This is a genomic window from Streptomyces sp. NPDC005866 (genome assembly GCF_040629895.1).
In the GTDB taxonomy this organism is placed as follows: Bacteria; Actinomycetota; Actinomycetes; order Streptomycetales; family Streptomycetaceae; genus Streptomyces.
Genome location: NZ_JBEXWP010000002.1, coordinates 231,524 through 248,819, shown reverse-complemented (window position 1 = coordinate 248,819; position 17,296 = coordinate 231,524). Strand labels below are relative to the sequence as shown.

Below are 17,296 nucleotides of genomic sequence, written 5' to 3'. Positions count from 1 at the left end.
CGCCATACGGCAGACCCCGGTCGGAGCCTGTGGATAACTCGGGACGAGTGCGCAGGGCGGTACCCCTGAGGCAGTATGGCCCGCGATGCGCAGAGGACTCGTACACGTACTGGCTTGGCTGCTCGCCACGGGCGCGGCGGTCACGCTGTCGTGGTGGGGCGTCCACACGGTGATGGCGGGAACGGCCTACGACCCACCGCGCGCCCTGCCCATCACGGCGGCGGACGCCCCGACGACGCAGGGTTCCAAGCCCCTGGCGTCGTCCACGTCCCGCCCACCGAGCCCCTCGCGCACCGCCTCCCCGCGCCCGTCGGCGACTCCCACACCGACGCCCTCCCGGACCCCGACGGCCACCCCTACCCCGTCCGCCACCGTGTCCGGCGAGGTCAGGGCCTATGACACGAACGGCGGCCGGGCGGTCTTCGACCTGGGGAAGACCAGCGCGACACTCGTGTCGGCGACCCCGGGAACCGGCTGGTCGATGCAGGTATGGAAGACGGAATCCTGGATCCGCATCGAGTTCAGCAGGAGCACGGACAGGGTGTCGGTGTTCTGCACATGGCACGACGGGCCGCCGCAAGTGCAGGTCGAGACTTACTGAGACCTGCACTTGTCAGCAGCCCTCACTCACCCGCGGCTTCACCGAAAGACCGAGGGCGGCGGCGAAGGCGAAGCCACAGCGACCGAATCAGTCACGGCGACAGCCCCACCGGTGAAATCCCTCAACTCCCGCCCATGTTCGACCCGCCCGGGGTGCGAATCGGAAGCACAACGCCGGGTCAGCTCCCCGACGGGCAGCTGGACGTCGGCCGCCACCAGCACCGCGTTGCCGAACCGCTTCCCCCGCCAGACTCCCGCATCCGCCACCACCGCCAGCTCCGCGAACCGCGCCCCCGCCGTGGCGATCTGCCCTCTCAAGTGCGCCAACGGCGGCCCGTCCGCGAGGTTCGCCGCGTACACACCCCCCGGCCGCAGCACCCTCCGCACCTCGTCGAGGAACTCCGTGGATGTCAAGTGCGCCGGCGTGCGTGCCCCGCTGAACACATCTGCTATGACCAGGTCCGCCCACCCCTCCGGCAGCCTGCCCAGCCCTTCCCGGGCGTCCACGGACCGCACCCGTATCCGCGCGTTCGGATCCAACGGCAGCTCCCGCCGGACCAGTTGGACAAGGGCCGCGTCCCGCTCCACGATCTGCTGCATGGACCGGGGCCGGGTCGCCGCGACATACCGCGCCAACGTGAACGCCCCGCCCCCGAGGTGCAGGACCTGCACCGGTCTGCCCGGAGGTGCGACCAGGTCGATCACATGGCCGAGGCGGCGCTGGTACTCGAAGGAGAGATACCCGGGATCGTCGAGGTCGACGTGTGACTGCGGGGCGCCGTCGATGAGCAGGGTCCAGGCGCGGCTGCGCTCGGGGTCGGGTATGAGCTGGGCGAGGCCGCCGTCGACGGCCTCGACCACGGCATCGGCGGCGGCCGGCCGGCGCCGTGAGTTCCTGGACTTGCCCATTCCGCCATTTTCGCAGGCAGCGGCCGTACAGGGAATTCAGCAGCAGCTGTCCGCGGCCTTGATCAGCCGGGCCGCCTCCCCGAGTGCCCGGCGCAGCACCGCCGGGTCGGTCGCCGGGTCGGCCTCGCCGGGCGGCAGCAGCCAGTCGGAGCCCGCGACCGGTGGCTCGGGGTTGAGTCGCAGCCCGCGCCCGTCGGTCCCGGTACAGGTGCTGCCGGGGACGTCCCAGCCCGCCGCCGTACCGGCCGGCACCACGAATCCGAGGGTGTCGCCCCCGTCGTCGTGGAGTACGGGCCCCACCGCGTCACCGGCCCCCCGCCGCAGGATGTCGACCGCCTCCAGGCCCTGCCGGGCCGGCACCGTGACGAGGTCGCATCCATCATCGTCTGCCGCCGAAGTCGTCGACGGCGCACAAGGATCGTTGCTCTGGCTGGTCTCCATCCCGGCCTCCACCGCGCAGCCCTCTTGCAGTCCATGACGTCCAACGCGCCACCGCGTCAACGGCTACGGCGGAAGTCAGCCGCAAAGGATGGCAGTTCATGGCAGATCGTGCAGGAGATATCCGGTTTGTAGCCAAACACAGCGTCACGGGTCCGAAACAGCAGGTACGTTCTTGCCCGCCGGAATCAAGGGTCCACTCGGACAACTCACCATCACTCCGGCATGGTTCGACGGTTCGCACGAGAGGACCCGGCCATGGCGTCGTCAACCACGACCTCGCAACCTGATCGGCCGGTACGGCCGAACGTCGCCTTCCGGCAGCTGCGCGGCCGGCACTCGCCGGCCGAGTTCGCCGCGCTGGTGCGGCGTGCCGCCCGCGAGATCGGCGAGCGGGTGAGCTGTGACGCGCGCTACATCGGCCGGGTGGAGGCGGGTGAGATCCGCTGCCCGAACTACGCGTACGAACGGGTGTTCCTGCACATGTTCCCCGGTCGCACGCTCGCCGACCTCGGCTTCGCGCCCCGCTCGTCCGTCCGCGGACGCGGGGCGCGGCCGCCGGAGGACACGCCCCTCGCCCTCGCGAGAGGCGATGTCCAAAAGGCCGTCGAGCCGCCGTATCACCCGCCCGACACGTTTCAACCGCAGGACACGTATCACCCGCAAGACAAGTACGAGACGCACGACAACTTCGAGGAGAGCGACGTGCTGCGTCGCCTATTCATGACCGGCGGAGGCGCCACGGTGGCCGCCGCCACCCTGGGCCCTCTGGGATCCACCATCGACGCCGTGGCGGCGGACCGGCCGGTACACCGCGCCGGGTCCTCGCACGCGGCCGCCCTGGAGGAGGCCGTACGCCGGATCCGGCTGCTCGACGACCGGCACGGCGCGGACGGTCTGTACCGGCGTGCCGCGGCTCCGCTGCGCGCGGCGTACGCGCTGCTGGACGCGGGCGCGACCCGCCAGACGACCGCCGACCGGCTGCACTCGGGCGCGGGTGAACTGGCCATCTCGGTGGGCTGGCTGGCCCATGACTCCGGCCGCTTCGACGACGCCCGCTCGCACTACGCGGAGGCGCTGGCGACGGCTCGGATGACCGGGGACCCGGGGCTGGAGGCGCACGCCTTCTGCAACACGGCGTTCCTGGCACGGGACGCGGGGAGGCCGAGGGAAGCGGTGCGAGCGGCACAGGCCGCGCAGCGGGTCGGCCGGCCGCTGGGCTCGGCGCGTCTGATGTCCCTGCTCGCGCTGCGCGAGGCGGGCGGCTGGGCGGGGCTCGCCGACCGCACCGGATGCGAGCAGGCCCTGGTCCGCGCGCAGGCCCTCTTCGAGCGAGGCCACTCGGACGCCGACCCCGAGTGGATGAGCTTCTACGGAGAGGCCGAACTGGAGGGCCTGGAAGCGCAGTGCTGGTCCACGCTGGGCGACTGGCGGCGTGCCGCGCGGCATGCGCGCAGGGCCGCCGACCTGCAGGATCCGCACTTCACGCGGAACATCGCGCTGTACACGGCGGAGCTCGCGGACGACCTCGCCCGCGGGGGTCGTCCCGACGAGGCGGCGATGGCGGGGCTGCGGGTCCTGGACCTGCTGGGCCAGGTCCAGTCGTCACGGATCCAGGGGATGCTGGCGGGAACGGCGAGGGTACTGCTGCCGCATCGCCGGGCGAGCGGGGTCCAGGAGTTCCTGGACCGGCATGCGTCGACACCGAGGGTGGTCTAGGCCCTGTCGTCAACGGGGGTGTGTGTCGTCGCGTCAGCCACAGCTGCGGGCAGTCGTGCCGCTTGGGGCGGCACGGGTGGGCGCAGGCGGCACCCTGCGAGCGCCGGTTGGGCGACCCCACTCCTACCCACCGTCAGCCGGACAAGTGCCCCAGGTCGTTCCAGCTCTCGATCGCCGGTTCGCCGTACGCCCACCCCAGCACGGACAGCGACGTCGGGTTCAGCCGGATCCGCGCCGCGAAATCCAGCGGCAGCCCCAGCCAGCGCGCGCCGATGGAGCGCAGTACGTGCCCGTGGGCGAACACCAGCACGTCCCGGTCTTCCGACCGCGCCCACGCCACCACCTCGTCCGCCCGCGCGGTGATCTCCGCGATCGTCTCGCCCTCGGGGACACCGTCCCGCCAGATCAGCCACCCCGGCCGGACCGCCTGGATCCCGGCCGGGGTCAGGCCCTCGTAGGTGCCGTAGTCCCACTCCATCAGCGTGTCCCAGTGGGCCGCGCGGTCGCCGAACCCCGCCAGCTCGCACGTCTCACGCGCGCGCGCCAGCGGGCTGGTGCGCACCTCGACGTCCGGGAGGCCGTCGAACGGCGGCCGGTGCAGGCGCTCGCCGAGCAGCTTGGCTCCCCGCCGGCCCTCCTCCAGGAGCGGTACGTCGGTCCTGCCGGTGTGCTTGCCGGACAGCGACCACTCCGTCTGTCCGTGCCGGGCCAGCAGGATGCGCGGTGCCATGGAGGTCGGGCCTTTCGGGAGAGGTTCGGGAGCGGGACACCTCCATCATCACCCACGCCGGAAACGCGCAGGGAGGGGGCAGGGAAGGGGCACGGGACGGGCAACCCGGCGGGCGGTCTCCGCGTCTTTGAGGGCTGAGCGCCCTGCATGGGCGGGAATACGCGCCACGTAAAGTGTCACGGTCGGCCCGCCGGGTGCCGCGCAGACAGGGACGACAAGGGGGAGGCAGCCGGATGCCGCAGACCGAGATACCGGGCACCGAGGTGACTGCGCGAACCCCGCTGCGCTGGTGGACCGAGCTGCCGCTGATCCTGCTGGTATACGGCTGCTACACGGCCGGCCGCCTGCTCGCGCGCGGGGACACGGCCTCCGCCGTCGACCACGGTCTGGCGATCCTGCGTATCGAGAAGGACCTGCGCCTCAACGCCGAGCACCCGCTCAACCGCCTGTTCACCCGCGAGCCATGGCTCGGTGTACCGGCCGACTTCTGGTACGCCTCGCTGCACTACCTGATCACCCCGGTGATCCTGGTCTTCCTGTTCCGCAGGCGCGCCGAGGTCTACCGGCGGGCCCGTACCTGGCTGATGACGTCCACGTTCATCGGTCTGATCGGCTTCACCCTGCTGCCCACCTGCCCGCCCCGGCTGCTGGACGCGAAGTACGGCTTCGTCGACACGATGGCCCAGTACGGCTCGTACGGCTGGTGGGGCGGCGACGCCAGCGCCCCGCGCGGCCTCGGCGGCATGACCAACCAGTACGCGGCGATGCCGAGCCTGCACTGCGGCTGGGCGCTGTGGTGCGGGGTGATGCTGTGGCGCCACGGCGGCACCCGTCTGACCAAGGTGCTCGGTGTGGCGTACCCGACGCTGACCGCGATCGTCGTGATGGGCACCGCCAACCACTACTTCCTGGACGCGGTCGCGGGCGCCGCCGCGATGGGCGCCGGCTTCCTGCTGTCGCCGTACGTGACGCGGGTCGCGGACTTCGTCCGGGTCCGGGTGACCCGGGGCACCTCACTGGTCGCAGCACGCTCCGGCGGCACAGGTTCCCCGATTGTCAGTGGCGGATGCCAGACTTCGGCGGGTGAGCGAATTCCATCGCAGCGCGAGTCCCGGCTCGCCTCCGGAGCCGAACCGGACGCCTCCCCCACCGCCGCGGGGGACGGCGCTCCGGCACCGGCTCGCTGAGCTGCGCGGCCCCGACGTCCCCGCCAAGGCCCTCGACGCGCGTGCCCTCGCGGCCCTCGCCGCGAACCCGGGGTGCCGAAGGCGGGCGATCCTGGACGGCGCCGGGGTGGACAAGACCGCGCTGGCGAGCGCCCTCGGCTCACCGTCGGCCTTCGGCCAGTCGCAGTTCGCGCTGACCCGGGGCAACGCCTTCGAGGCGAGGGTGAAGGCGGACGGCGGCTCGGAGTTGCTGCGGCTGGTACGCAGGCACGTGGACCCGGGCGCCGAGCCGGCCGAGCGGGCCGCCGTGCCCGACCTGTCCGCGATCGGTCCCGAAGGGCGTACGGCCCGTACGGCACTGGCGCTGCGCGAGGCCGCCGAGAGCGAGGCGGGCGGCTGGGTTCTCCTCGACCATCCGATGCTGGCCCTCCGGGTGGCCGGCTCCCCGGCGTTCCTGGAGCCGGACGCGGTGGTCGTGCACCCCGACGGCAGCTGGACGGTCGTGGAGATCAAGTCCTTCCCGATGCTGGACGGTTCGGCGGACCCGGCGAAGGTGGGGGCGGCCGCCCGGCAGGCGGCGGTGTACGTGCTGGCGCTCGAGGAGGTCGCGGCCCGGCTCGAGCCCGCCCCGCGTGTGCGCCACGACGTGCTGCTGGTCTGTCCCAAGGACTTCTCCAACCTGCCCACCGCCTCCGCCGTGGACGTCCGCAAGCAGCGCGCGGTCACCGCCCGCCAACTGGCCCGGCTCACCCGTATCCAGGACATCGCCGACGCCCTTCCGGAGGGCACCTGCTTCGCCCCCGGCCTGCCCGCCGAGCAGCTGACGGCGGCTGTCGACGCCGTCCCGGCGGCCTACGCGCCCGAGTGCCTGTCCGCCTGCGAACTGGCCTTCCACTGCCGTCAGCGCTCCCGCGCGGCCGACGAGGTCACCACGCTCGGCCGCGCGGTCCGCGCCGAGTTGGGCGGACTGACCACCGTCGAGGACGTCCTGTCGGCGGCCCGTGGCGAGAGCGGCGACCTGGGCGATCCGGCGGTCGTGGCCCTGCGCCGCGCGGCGGCCCTGCGTGCCGAGGCCCTCCAGGGGGCCGCGTGTCCCTGATCACCACCCTCGCCCGCCTCGAAGCCGTGAGCACGGGCACCGCCCAGCCCGCCGCGACCGTCCGCCACCGGCATCTGTCCGAGCACCCCCTCGTCTTCGTGCCGCTCACCACCTCGGGTGAGGCGGGAGCGCCCCTCGGCGCCCTGGTCGGCACCGACCGGGACGCCCCGCGCCTGCTCGTCGTACCGCAGCCCCGCGACCGCGACCTGCGGTTCGCGTTCCTCGCCGAGCTCGCCGACATGGTCCTGCCGTACCTGGACTCCTACGCCGGCTCGGTCGAGGCCGCCGAGCGCACCGAGACCGATCCGGAGACCGGCAAGCGGGTCAAGGTCGAGGTGGAACTGTGCGCGGACGCGCCCCAGTTGATCGTCCCGGGCCGCGCGGGCATCGAGTACGTACGGCTGCTGGGGCGGTCGATGCGCTTCAGGCGCACGGCGGAACAGGACCCTGAGGCGCCCTACCCGGCCCCGCCCCGGGTGCCGTTGCTCGGCCGCTGGCTCACCCACTTCGGTGAGCGCGCCCGCGTGCCCGGCTCCTCCCTTCTCCTGGCCATGACGGACCTGCTCTCCCGGCACTGGGCGACCGGGCAGTCCGGCGTCGAGGACCAGCACCTGGGCGCGCTGCTCGCCTGGATCGAGCCTCCCCCAGTCTCGGCTTCGCTCGACCGGGGGGACCCCCACGCCGGCAGCACAGGCGCGGACGCCGCGCGCGTGGCCGAGCTCGCGCGGGACGGCGAGGGCCAGTTGCTGTGCCCGCCGGCCGGCCCGGCCACCGACCCTGCGTTCGACAACAAGCTGCTGGCCCCCGCATTCGAGCGCTACGACCGCGCCCGCACCGCCCTGGCCGACGCCGAGGACGGTCTCCAGGCCGACGACCGGCTGCTGATCCTCACCGCCGCCGAGCGGGAGATCCGCGACCTCGTCGCGAGCCGGACCAGGCCCACCTGGGACGCGGTCTGGCGCGGGCTGGATCTGCTCCGCCGGCTGCCGGAGGGCACCCGGGTCGAGGAGCGGTGGACGCGCGACCGCTGGTCGTTCACGAGCCACCGGGACCGGGTGCTCGCCGGTGAGCCCCCGCAGCCGCGCCGCGACGACGCGGTCACCGCCGCCAACAAGCTGGCCACCCGCGAGCGCGAACAGGCCCGGCTCGAAGCCCAGGAGGCGCTCGACGACCCGCTGGTGATGGCGGGGCGGCGGCTGACCGGTGAGGCGTTCGCGGGTGAGGTCCTCGATGTCGTGATGGCGTACAGCGAGGGCAAGCGGCCCAGCCCGCGCCCGCTGGTGACCGTGCGCACGGAGGACCGGCCGCATCTGGGAGAGCGTGCGAAGGCGTACCGCTCGCTGGGCGGCAAACCGCAGTCGATGGAGTTCGTCGGGTATGAGGCCGAGGGGGTCCTGGTGCTCCGCGTCCTGGACAAGATGGGCCGGGGCAAGGAGCCGGAGGAGGGATCCGTCCCGGAGAAGGGCGACCGGCTCACCCTCACCCTGTTCGAACACGAACAGCGCGGCGGGGCGAAGCTGCCCGACCCGGAGGCGACCCCGTGGACCCACGGTGGGCCGCCGGGCGAGGCCGCACCGGAGACGGCCGACACGGTGACCGAGGAGGACGTGCTGTGACGGCCGACGCCGGCTTCGACCCGGGTGCGGCCGCCACCCGCGCCACCGCCGCGATCCTCCACGACACCCTGCACGGCACCGACCGGGGTGTGGTCGTGGACTCCCCGCCGGGCGCCGGCAAGTCCACGCTGGTGGTCCGTGCCGCGCTCGAACTCGCCGACGCGGGCCGCCCGCTGATGGTCGTCGCGCAGACGAACGCGCAGGTCGACGACCTGGTCATCAGGCTCGCGGAGAAGAACCCGGAGCTGCCCGTCGGCCGGCTGCACAGCAGTGACGCCGACCCGTACGACAAGGCGCTGGACGACCTGCCGAACGTCCGCAAGTCGGCGAAGGCGGCCGAGCTCAGGGAGGCACCGGTCGTGCTGTCCACCGCCGCGAAGTGGGCGCACGTCACGGTGGACGAGCCGTGGCGGCACGCCATCGTCGACGAGGCGTACCAGATGCGCTCGGACTCGCTGCTCGCCGTGGCCGGGCTGTTCGAACGGGCGCTGTTCGTCGGCGACCCCGGCCAGCTGGACCCGTTCGCGACCGTGGGCAGCGAGCAGTGGGCGGGCCTGTCGTACGACCCCTCGGCCTCGGCTGTGTCGACGCTGCTCGCCCACAACCCGGGCCTGCCCCAGCACCGCCTCCCGGTCTCCTGGCGCCTGCCCGCGTCCGCGGCCCCGCTGGTGTCCGGCGCGTTCTATCCGTACACGCCCTTCCGTAGCGGCACCGACCACGGTGACCGCCGGCTGACCTTCGCCGTCCCGTCCGACGGCTCCGGACCCGACCGGGTGATCGACTAGGCGGCCGAGTCCGGCTGGGGCCTGCTGGAGCTGCCCGCCCGGCACACCCCGCGCACCGACCCGGAGGCGGTCCGGGCGGTGGCGACGGTGGTACGACGGCTGCTGGACCGGGGCGGGGCGGCCGTGTCGGAACGTTCGCCCGACCCCGCGCCGCTCACCGCCGACCGGATCGCCGTCGGCACGGCCCACCGGGACCAGGCGGCGGCGGTCCGCACGGCCCTGGCGGAACTGGGGGTGACAGACGTCACCGTCGACACCGCGAATCGGCTCCAGGGCCGCGAGTACGAGATGACGGTCGTCCTCCACCCGCTCTCCGGCCGCCCCGACGCCACCGCCTTCCACCTGGAGACGGGCCGCCTGTGCGTCCTCGCCTCCCGGCACCGCCAGGCCTGTGTCGTGATCTGCCGCGCCGGGGTGACCGACCTCCTGGACGACTACCCGTCGACGGAACCGGTCCAGCTGGGGACGATCGAGAAGTTCCCGGACGGTTGGGAGGCCAACCACGCGGTACTGGCCCATCTGGCCGAGCACCGGGTCAGCTGGCGGCCCTGACGCAGACGTGGCCGAGCGCGGGGTCAGCCGGCAGCTCTGGGAGCCCTTGCGCGGACGCGAGAGAATGGACGGTGGCCATCGAACCGTAGGCATCGAACCGTACGAGGAGGACCAGACATGGCGGAGCCCACGCCGCGTCGGAACGAACCGCGGCTACGCCCCGTGCCCCTGCTCTTCGAGCCAGTGGAAGCGGTCGCCGACCCGGAGCACTTCTTCGGCCTGGAGTCGATAGACGACCCCGGGGCGCTGCTGGCGCGCGCGACCGAGCTGACCCAGGCTTTCCGTGTGGCCACCGACCGGGCGGTGGAGTTCCAGGCCATGGCCGCCGCCCAGCTCGCCGACCCGCGCCGCTTCGACCGTCTGACCCCGGCCGACATCGCCGAGCGGGCCGAGTGGACCGAGGACTACGCGAAGAAGATGGTCGAGTTCGGCCGGGATCTGCTGAAGGGCAGCGAAGACGCGGAGCCGGCGGAGCCCGTCTAGCGGACCCGCTGAGCAGGGCACGGCAGGCAGCAGGCGGCATATGCCAGGGGGGCAAGATACCCCTCTCCGGTCCGCCCCGTCCCGGTTTTCCGCAACTCACGGCGAGCGGCAGCTCACGATGGGTATCAATGCCCTATGACCAGCACACCGTACGAGACACCCCTCCACGGCCCCGGCGCCCGTTCCGATGCCGCCGGGGTCACCTACGACGGAGCCGCCTGGCTCGCCTCCGCAGGAACGTATCCGCGCAGCACGCTCGCCTTCTGGGAGGAGCGGCCGGACGCCCCGGTCGTCCTGCCCTGCGGTTCCGTGTTCGACGTGGTGAACGCCCCGGCCGTCTTCGGCCGCCGCATGCTGGACCGGATGTGGGACGAGGGGCCGGGCTCCGGACCGGTGGCGGTGTTCAGGGGCCGGATGCTTCTGTTCGCCGCCCCCGGCACCGCCGCACGGCTGCCGTCACTGCTGGGCTGGGAGGAGTGGGGTGGGCGCGGCGGGACCGTACCGCCGCTGCTGTGCCACGGCACCGGCGACGCGGTGACCGTCCCTGCGCTGTACGGCGACCGCTCCCCCGCCCCGGCCGACGCGCGCTGGCTGGTCGCCCCGGACACCCGGCACCCCTGGCTCCCCGGGCCGGAAATCCTGCTGTGGGCGGCGGTGCGGGCGGCCCGCTCGGCCGTGCGGATATCGATTTTTCCTCCCGCCGATCAGGATGCTAATGTCTACGACGTCAGCAGGCGCCGCTAGCTCAGTTGGTTAGAGCAGCTGACTCTTAATCAGCGGGTCCGGGGTTCGAGTCCCTGGCGGCGCACGCGAAGTAGGCGAAGAGCCAAGCTCCTGCGAGCTTGGCTCTTCGTGTTTCGCCCCTCGCGCTTGTGCCGCCGTGGTTCAGTCCGGCTCCCCCGGTGTGATCTTCACATTCCAGGCGCCGGAAGCCGTCCGCCCCTCCACCTCGACCTTCACACCGCGCCCCGGCACCGTGAAGCTCTCGCCGAGGGCGACCGGGGCGTCGGCCAGCGGCGGGTAGACGGAGTTCTCCCAGCAGGCCTCGGTACGCGGGTGGGCGTCGATCACCTCGACCGGGCCGCCGCCGGAGGCCGTCTCGTCGCGGACCCGGTAGACGAGAATGCCCTGCCGGCAGGCCGCGCTGTCGTTGCCGGACGCGCCGCGCGCCTCGAAGGCCAGCACGCTGTCGGGCCCGGTGCGCACCACCGCCAGCTTGGCGCCGTCGCCGAGCCCGAAGGCCGGCGCGCCCGCGGCGCCCTGCTCCGGCACCCCCGGCCCGGCCGACAGCGGCTCCAGGGTCAGCCGGGTCGGCCTGGTCCCCCGTACGCACACCACCTGGCGCGGATCCAGCCATCCGAGCTTCCACTTGTGCCAGGCGAAGAGGTCCGGGGACAGTCCGAACTGGCTGCCCATCAGATCCCAGTCGCCGACGTAGGTGTCCCAGTCGCCCTTGCCGTCCACCGGGCGGTGGTAGAGGTCGGGGAGGTCGAAGACATGGCCGGTCTCATGGGCGAGAACCAGCCGGTCCGGCGGATGCTTCTCGAAGACGGTGACGACCCGGCGGACGTCCGTGCCGTCCACGTGCACCGGGATGCCGAGGTTGACCACCTTCGTGGCGTCGGAGTCGACGCCGGGCGCGTCCGGGTCGGCGACGAGGTACACGACGTCGTAGCGCGAGAAGTCGACCTCGGGATCGGCCGCCGCGAACGCGTCCCGCAGGTAGGCGGCCCGCAGTACCAGGCTCCAGTCGCGTTTCATGCCGTAGGCGACCGAGGGCCGGGGCATCCGCAGCCAGTGCGTCAGCGGGTGCGGCCGGATCGTGAACTTCCCGTAGGAGGCCTGCTCGAAGTAGCGGGTGGTGGCCGGGAAGTGGTCGGCGGCGAGCTCCGCGGGCGTGGTGCGCGGGGGCGCGTCCGGGAAGGAGAGGAACACCATCACGGCCGAGAGCCGGTGGGTGGGGCGGGTGTAGTCGGCGTTCCAGGTGTCGACGCCCTCGGAGTGGTGCGCGTCGGTGCGGTGCAGGGCGCAGGGGACCGTGGAGAACGGCTCGGCGGCCGACGGTCCGGTCAGGATCGTCGTTGCGACGAGCGCCGACATCGTGGTGAATACGGCGGCGGTGCTGCGCAGCGGGAGACGCGGCACGGAAGGACCTCCGGGGCGGTTCGCGGGACACCGCACCCAGCCTGTGTTATTTGTCGCGATATGACCTGTTTATCTGCACCAGAAGAGTGAGGGGCCCCCTGGCGACCACCGAGGAACCCGAACGGCCGACACCCCGAGAAACTCACGGAACGTCACAAGTGGCCGGGCGACTCAAGAACCCGTCCAGGTGCAGGCAGAAACGATCTGTCAGAACCGGTGCTTCATCATGGACACTGGACAGTGGCTGGAAGGCCCTCGGGCCAGCCTCTATGATCGGCACACTTTCCTGCACGGACAGAGATCGAGTGCACTGCGGGAGCGAGCGGTGAGCGGAACGTCCGAAGGGCCGACGCCCGCGGCAGACCTCGACCGGTCCGCCGTCACACAGAGTGACAAGATTTATCGGAAGTCGTACGACGAGACGACCGACCCGAAGACAGGCGAGACGACAGACGAGACGACGGATCCGAAGACCTACGAGCACGCCTTCACGGCCGCCGCGCTGCCCATGGCCGTCGTCGACCGCGAAGGCCTGGTCAGCACCGCCAACGAGGCGTTCGGCACCCTGATCGGCGCCGACCCGGCCGGCCTGGCCGGGCGGCTCGCCGCGGACCTGGTGGACCTGGCCTCCGACGCCCGTACCTGGCACGCCTATCGCGAGCTGCTGCGCGGCCGGCAGGCCAAGTTGCGCTGCACCCGCCGGCTGAAGCACCCCGACGGGCACTCACTGTGGGTCCAGGTCACCATCTCTCCGCTGGCGAAGGACACCCCGGGCGTGCTGCTGTCGGTCTCCGACATCAGTGCGCGCCGCGAACTCCAGGCCCGTCTGCGGCACTTGCAGATGCATGACCCGGTGACCCGGCTGCCCAACCGGACGTTGTTCTTCGAGCGTCTGTCGGCCGCGCTGGAGGCGGAGTCGTACGAGCAGGGCGGTACCGGCCGAATCGGCCTGTGCTATCTGGACCTTGACGGTTTCAAGGCGGTCAACGACACCCTCGGCCACCGGGTGGGCGACCGGTTGCTGGCCGCCGTCGCCGAACGGCTGACCCGGGTCGCCGACGAGGCCGGCTCCGCGCGGGCCGGGGCGCCGCTGGTGGCGCGGCTCGGCGGTGACGAATTCGCCCTGCTGGTCGAGGACTCGACGGGCACGGAGCAGCTGGCCGATCTGGCCGAGTCGGCGCTGGCGGCTCTCCAGGCGCCGTTCGACCTGGCCGGCCGGCGGCTCTCCCTGTCGGCCTCGATCGGGGTCGTGGAGCGCCATGCGGCGGGTACGACGGCCACCGGTCTGATGCAGGCCGCCGACACGACCCTCTACTGGGCGAAGGCCGACGGCAAGTCCCGGTGGACGCTCTTCGACCCGGAGCGCAACGCCCACCTGGTCACCCGCCAGGCGCTCTCCTCCACCCTCCGTCCGGCCATTGACCGCGGCGAATTCGTGCTCGAATACCAGCCGCTGGTGGGCATGGAGGACGGGCGGCTGAGCGGGGTCGAAGCCCTGGTCCGATGGAACCATCCTCAGTTCGGCACACTGGCGCCGAATCGGTTCATCGGATTGGCGGAGGAGGACGGCTCGATCGTCCCGCTCGGCCGCTGGGCCCTGACCACCGCCTGCCGCCAGGCCCGCCGGTGGCAGCTGGACCACGCCGGCGAGCCGCCGATCTTCGTGAGCGTGAACGTGGCCGTCCGCCAGGTCTGGGACTCCGACCTGGTGGCGGACGTGGCGCAGACCCTGGCCGCGACCGGCCTGGCACCGCATCTGCTCCAGCTGGAGCTGACGGAGTCGGCGGTGATGGGCTCGGCGGGCCGCCCGCTGCAGGCCCTCCAGGCCCTCAGCGACATGGGTGTCCGCATCGCCATCGACGACTTCGGCACCGGCTACTCCAACCTCGCCTACCTCAGCCGGCTCCCGGTCTCCGTCCTCAAGCTGGACGGTTCCTTCGTCCGGGGCTTCCAGTACGACGATCCGGGCGATCGCCCGAACCCCGCCGACGAGGTCGTGGTGGAGGCGATGATCCAGCTGGCCCACCGGCTCGGTCTCACCGTCACCGCGGAGTGCGTCGAGACCTCGGCGCAGGCCTCCCGGCTGCGCCACATCGGCTGTGACACCGGCCAGGGATGGCTGTACTCCCGGCCGGTGACGCCGGATCGCATCTCCGAATTGCTGGGAACGCGGACCTACGCGGACACCCCGGTCGGCAAACCGTAGGCGTCGGCGATGAGTTCGTAGGAGCGCAGGCGCAGCTCGCCGCGGTGGGCGTGGGTGGTGAGCATCAACTCGTCGGCGCCGGTGCGCTTCTGGAGGTCGTCGAGACCGGCGCGGACCTCGTCGGGGTTGCCGTGCACGATGTTGGCGGTCCAGGAGTGCACGAACTCCTCCTCCATCGGCGAGAATTCGTGCTGCTCGACATCGTCGGGGTCGGGGAACAGACCGGGCCGCCCGGTGCGCAGCCGCAGCATGTTCACCGCGCCGGCCCGCACCTGGCGGCGGGCCTCGCGCTCCTCGTCCACGGCGAGCACGGAGACGCCGATGAGGGCGTAGGGCTCGTCGAGGACGGCGGACGGCCTGAAGGACTCGCGGTAGAGGTCGAGGGCCGGGATGGTGTTCTGCGCGGAGAAGTGGTGCGCGAAGGCGAACGGCAGCCCGAGCATGCCGGCGAGCCGGGCACTGAAGCCGGAGGAGCCGAGCAGCCAGACGACCGGCCGGTGCGGGGACTGCACACCGCCGGGGCTGGTGCTCTGGACGGGACCGGGGATGGCATGGATCCGCCGGTACGGGTGCCCGTCCGGGAAGTCGTCGTCCAGGAACCGGGTGAGCTCGGCGAGCTGCTGGGGGAAGTCGTCGGCGCCCTCGTTGAGGGTCTGGGTACGGCGGAGCGCGGCCGCGGTGGCCCCGTCCGTACCCGGCGCCCGGCCGAGCCCCAGGTCGATCCGCCCGGGGGCCATGGCCTCCAGCGTGCCGAACTGCTCGGCGATGACGAGCGGGGCGTGGTTGGGCAGCATGACGCCGCCCGAGCCGAGCCGGATGCGCTCGGTGTGGGCGGCGAGGTGGGCGAGGATCACGGCGGGCGAGGAGGAGGCCACACCGGGCATCGAGTGGTGCTCGGCGACCCAGTACCGCTCGAATCCGCGCGCCTCGGTGAGCCGCGCGAGCTCCACGCTGGTGCGCAGGGCGTCGGTGGCGGTACTGCCGGTGCCGACGGTCACCAGGTCCAGTACGGAAAGGGGCACGGGGGCGGTCCCGTGCGTGATGCCCCGGATCTCGTCTGCCGACACGGTGAGAGCCTCCTGTTTGCGGCCGTGAGCTGTACTAGCGGGCGACAACAGGAGGAGGGCTCCGGTTATTCCTTCCTTGTGCCCGTCAGGCTTGGACGATCGTGTCCGTCAGGCTTGGACGATCGGTTCGCGGGTGAACAGGCTGCCCAGTCCCGGCGCGTTCACCCGGCGGTCCGCCAGCCTCAGCCCCTCCCACACAGTCACCTGGTTCGCCGTGAGCACCGGCTTGGACAGTGCCTTCTCCAGCAGGGACAGGTGGGCTGCCGTATGCAGGGCCGTGTCCGGAAGCAGTACGGCCTCCGCGCCGGCCACGTCCGCGGCCCGCGCGAGGGTGAGCACCTCCTCCTCCCCCCAGGTCCCCACCTGCGCCGCGGTGACGATCCCCGACGGGCGGACCCCGACGACCTCCAGGCCTCCGGCCCGCAGGAAGTCGGCGAAGAGCTGGGCCACGTCGTCCGGGTAGGTCGCGCCGACCGCCACCCGCCGTACCCCGATCTCCCGCGCCGCGTGCACGAACGCGAAGGACGTGGACGACGCCGGCAGCCCGACCGCCTGGGCGAGGCCACGGATCTGCTGGTGGGCGCCCTCCCAGCCGTACACGAAGCTCCCGCTGGTGCACGCCCACACCACCGCGTCCGCGCCCGCGAGCCGTAGTTCGTCCACCCCGGCCGCCAGCCGCTGGGCCGATCCCATCTCCCGCAGGGCGTCCACCCGGTGTGCGTCCTCGCCGATGTCGGTATGGACGACGTCCAGCCGGATGTCGCTGCCGAGGAGCTGCTCGATACGTGGGTAGTCGTCCTCCGCGGAGTGCCCCGGGTAGAGGAGTCCGAGCGCTGTCATGTCCACCCTTCCTGCTGTTCTTCCGGCAGTACGGGCCACTCCCGCGGCGCCGATCCGTCCGGATGACTGATCAGCGTCTGATAGGGCCCAACGGCTCGGGTACCCAGCCTGCGCAGCGCAGCCCACATCGTGACCTGGTTGGCCGAGAGGACGGGGACGCGCAGTTCGGCCTCCAGCTGGGGGATGACGTCGTACGTGGGCAGGTTGGTGCAGGAGATGAACAGGGCGTCGGCGGCCCCGGGCCGTACCGCCTGCCGGGCCATGGCCACCACGTCCCGGTACGGCACCTGCCAGATGTGCCGGGTCAGCCCCATGAACGCACAGCCGGCGACCTCTACGCCCGCCTCCGCCACGTACTCCTCGAGGACCCGCGTCACCGAGACGGTGTACGGCGTGACCAGCGCGAGCCGCCGTACACCCAGCTCGGTCAGCGCGTCGAGCAGCGCACCGGAGGTGGTGAGGGCGGGCACCTCGCCGGACCGGGTCATCGCCTCGCACATCGCACGCTCCCCGGCGATGCCCCCGACGAAGCTGCCGGAGGTGCACGCGTAGGCGACCACCTCGGGTGCGACGGCGGTCAGCGCGCGCACCGCCTCGCCGAGCGTCTCGTGCTCGCTGACCAGCCGGGCCAGGTCGAGGCTGACCTCGACCGGCACGAACGGTGTCCTGGTCAGATGCAGGGACACGTCGTCCGGCACCCAGCGCCACAGCTCGCGGTCCAGGGCGAAGTCGAAGGGCGCCACGACTCCGACACCGCGCTGGGGAAGAGGTCCGCCCAGAAAAGAGACGTCCATGGGAAGTCACCGGCCTCACGCTGGAAGTCGAGCGGCAACGGTCGATGGTCACGCCCGTGTTGACGAAGGTAGGTTCGGGTGCGAGCGTGGTCAATCCGCGCATCTCAGACGTTCCATCCGCCCATGTCAGACGCTGCCGGACGCCGG

Annotated in this window: 14 protein-coding genes, 1 tRNA gene and 2 pseudogenes; 10 read left to right on the top strand and 7 right to left on the bottom strand. The window is 72.2% G+C overall.

Translation table 11 applies throughout. From position 1 onward, the window contains the following. Window positions 1–85 precede the first annotated feature (85 nt). Window positions 86–601, top strand: coding sequence for a hypothetical protein (locus ABZ396_RS03620; RefSeq protein ID WP_358917153.1), 516 nt, complete (start codon window positions 86–88; stop codon window positions 599–601). 38 nt (window positions 602–639) lie between these two features. On the opposite strand, the gene ABZ396_RS03615 is transcribed toward ABZ396_RS03620, so the two are convergent. Together ABZ396_RS03615 and ABZ396_RS03610 are read right to left on the bottom strand one after the other, a co-directional pair. Continuing rightward, on the bottom strand, window positions 640–1,509 hold the full coding sequence (locus tag ABZ396_RS03615) for a fused MFS/spermidine synthase (RefSeq protein ID WP_358917154.1): 870 nt from the start codon (window positions 1,507–1,509) through the stop codon (window positions 640–642). 36 nt (window positions 1,510–1,545) lie between these two features. Then, the gene (locus ABZ396_RS03610) at window positions 1,546–1,950 is read right to left on the bottom strand and encodes a hypothetical protein (RefSeq protein WP_358917156.1); all 405 of its coding nucleotides are present in this window, start codon (window positions 1,948–1,950) and stop codon (window positions 1,546–1,548) included. Between the two features lie 255 nt (window positions 1,951–2,205). Between ABZ396_RS03610 and ABZ396_RS03605 the strand changes: the two genes are divergently transcribed. Next, a complete protein-coding gene (locus tag ABZ396_RS03605) occupies window positions 2,206–3,666 on the top strand; it encodes a hypothetical protein (protein WP_358917157.1) in 1,461 nt (486 codons plus the stop codon). Between the two features lie 133 nt (window positions 3,667–3,799). Here ABZ396_RS03605 and ABZ396_RS03600 read toward each other — a convergent pair whose 3' ends face one another. Beyond that, window positions 3,800–4,396 (bottom strand): histidine phosphatase family protein, encoded by a 597-nt coding sequence (locus tag ABZ396_RS03600; protein WP_358917159.1) that lies wholly within the window; start codon window positions 4,394–4,396, stop codon window positions 3,800–3,802. Window positions 4,397–4,629: 233 nt separating this feature from the next. On the opposite strand from ABZ396_RS03600, the gene ABZ396_RS03595 reads away from it, so the two are divergent. From ABZ396_RS03595 to ABZ396_RS03565, 7 genes and pseudogenes are all read left to right on the top strand, one after another. Further along, window positions 4,630–5,583 (top strand): phosphatase PAP2 family protein, encoded by a 954-nt coding sequence (locus ABZ396_RS03595; RefSeq protein WP_358917161.1) that lies wholly within the window; start codon window positions 4,630–4,632, stop codon window positions 5,581–5,583. Between the two features lies 1 nt (window position 5,584). Beyond that, entirely contained in the window at window positions 5,585–6,661 is a 1,077-nt protein-coding gene (locus ABZ396_RS03590; RefSeq protein WP_358917211.1) for a hypothetical protein, read from the top strand. Further along, window positions 6,652–8,277: a hypothetical protein gene (locus ABZ396_RS03585; RefSeq protein ID WP_358917163.1), complete on the top strand. Its 1,626-nt coding sequence runs from the start codon at window positions 6,652–6,654 to the stop codon at window positions 8,275–8,277. The genes ABZ396_RS03590 and ABZ396_RS03585 overlap by 10 nt, the downstream gene beginning before the upstream one ends. Further along, window positions 8,274–9,614, top strand: a pseudogene (locus ABZ396_RS03580) (AAA domain-containing protein). Before ABZ396_RS03585 ends, ABZ396_RS03580 begins: the two are co-directional and overlap by 4 nt. A 117-nt stretch (window positions 9,615–9,731) precedes the next feature. Next, window positions 9,732–10,097 (top strand): hypothetical protein, encoded by a 366-nt coding sequence (locus tag ABZ396_RS03575; protein ID WP_358917165.1) that lies wholly within the window; start codon window positions 9,732–9,734, stop codon window positions 10,095–10,097. 120 nt (window positions 10,098–10,217) lie between these two features. Continuing rightward, window positions 10,218–10,841 (top strand): annotated as a pseudogene (locus ABZ396_RS03570) (bifunctional DNA primase/polymerase); the annotation flags it as partial. Further along, window positions 10,832–10,905 (top strand) — tRNA-Lys (locus tag ABZ396_RS03565). The pseudogene ABZ396_RS03570 and the gene ABZ396_RS03565, both read left to right, overlap by 10 nt. 77 nt (window positions 10,906–10,982) lie before the next feature. Here ABZ396_RS03565 and ABZ396_RS03560 read toward each other — a convergent pair. Further along, entirely contained in the window at window positions 10,983–12,197 is a 1,215-nt protein-coding gene (locus ABZ396_RS03560) for a M6 family metalloprotease domain-containing protein (RefSeq protein ID WP_358917212.1), read from the bottom strand. Between the two features lie 370 nt (window positions 12,198–12,567). Between ABZ396_RS03560 and ABZ396_RS03555 the strand changes: the two genes are divergently transcribed. Continuing rightward, window positions 12,568–14,448, top strand: coding sequence for an EAL domain-containing protein (locus ABZ396_RS03555; protein ID WP_358917167.1), 1,881 nt, complete (start codon window positions 12,568–12,570; stop codon window positions 14,446–14,448). Here the strand turns inward: ABZ396_RS03555 and ABZ396_RS03550 are convergent. The 3 genes from ABZ396_RS03550 to ABZ396_RS03540 all read right to left on the bottom strand — a co-directional run bounded on the left by ABZ396_RS03550 (window position 14,418) and on the right by ABZ396_RS03540 (window position 17,149). Then, a complete protein-coding gene (locus ABZ396_RS03550; RefSeq protein ID WP_358917169.1) occupies window positions 14,418–15,515 on the bottom strand; it encodes an LLM class flavin-dependent oxidoreductase in 1,098 nt (365 codons plus the stop codon). The genes ABZ396_RS03555 and ABZ396_RS03550 overlap by 31 nt on opposite strands. 108 nt (window positions 15,516–15,623) lie before the next feature. Then, window positions 15,624–16,355 carry an aspartate/glutamate racemase family protein gene (locus tag ABZ396_RS03545; RefSeq protein WP_358917171.1) on the bottom strand — a complete coding sequence of 244 codons (732 nt, stop codon included), beginning with the start codon at window positions 16,353–16,355 and terminating at the stop codon, window positions 15,624–15,626. After that, window positions 16,352–17,149, bottom strand: coding sequence for an aspartate/glutamate racemase family protein (locus ABZ396_RS03540; protein WP_358917173.1), 798 nt, complete (start codon window positions 17,147–17,149; stop codon window positions 16,352–16,354). The genes ABZ396_RS03545 and ABZ396_RS03540 overlap by 4 nt, the downstream gene beginning before the upstream one ends. Between the last annotated feature and the right edge of the window lie 147 nt (window positions 17,150–17,296).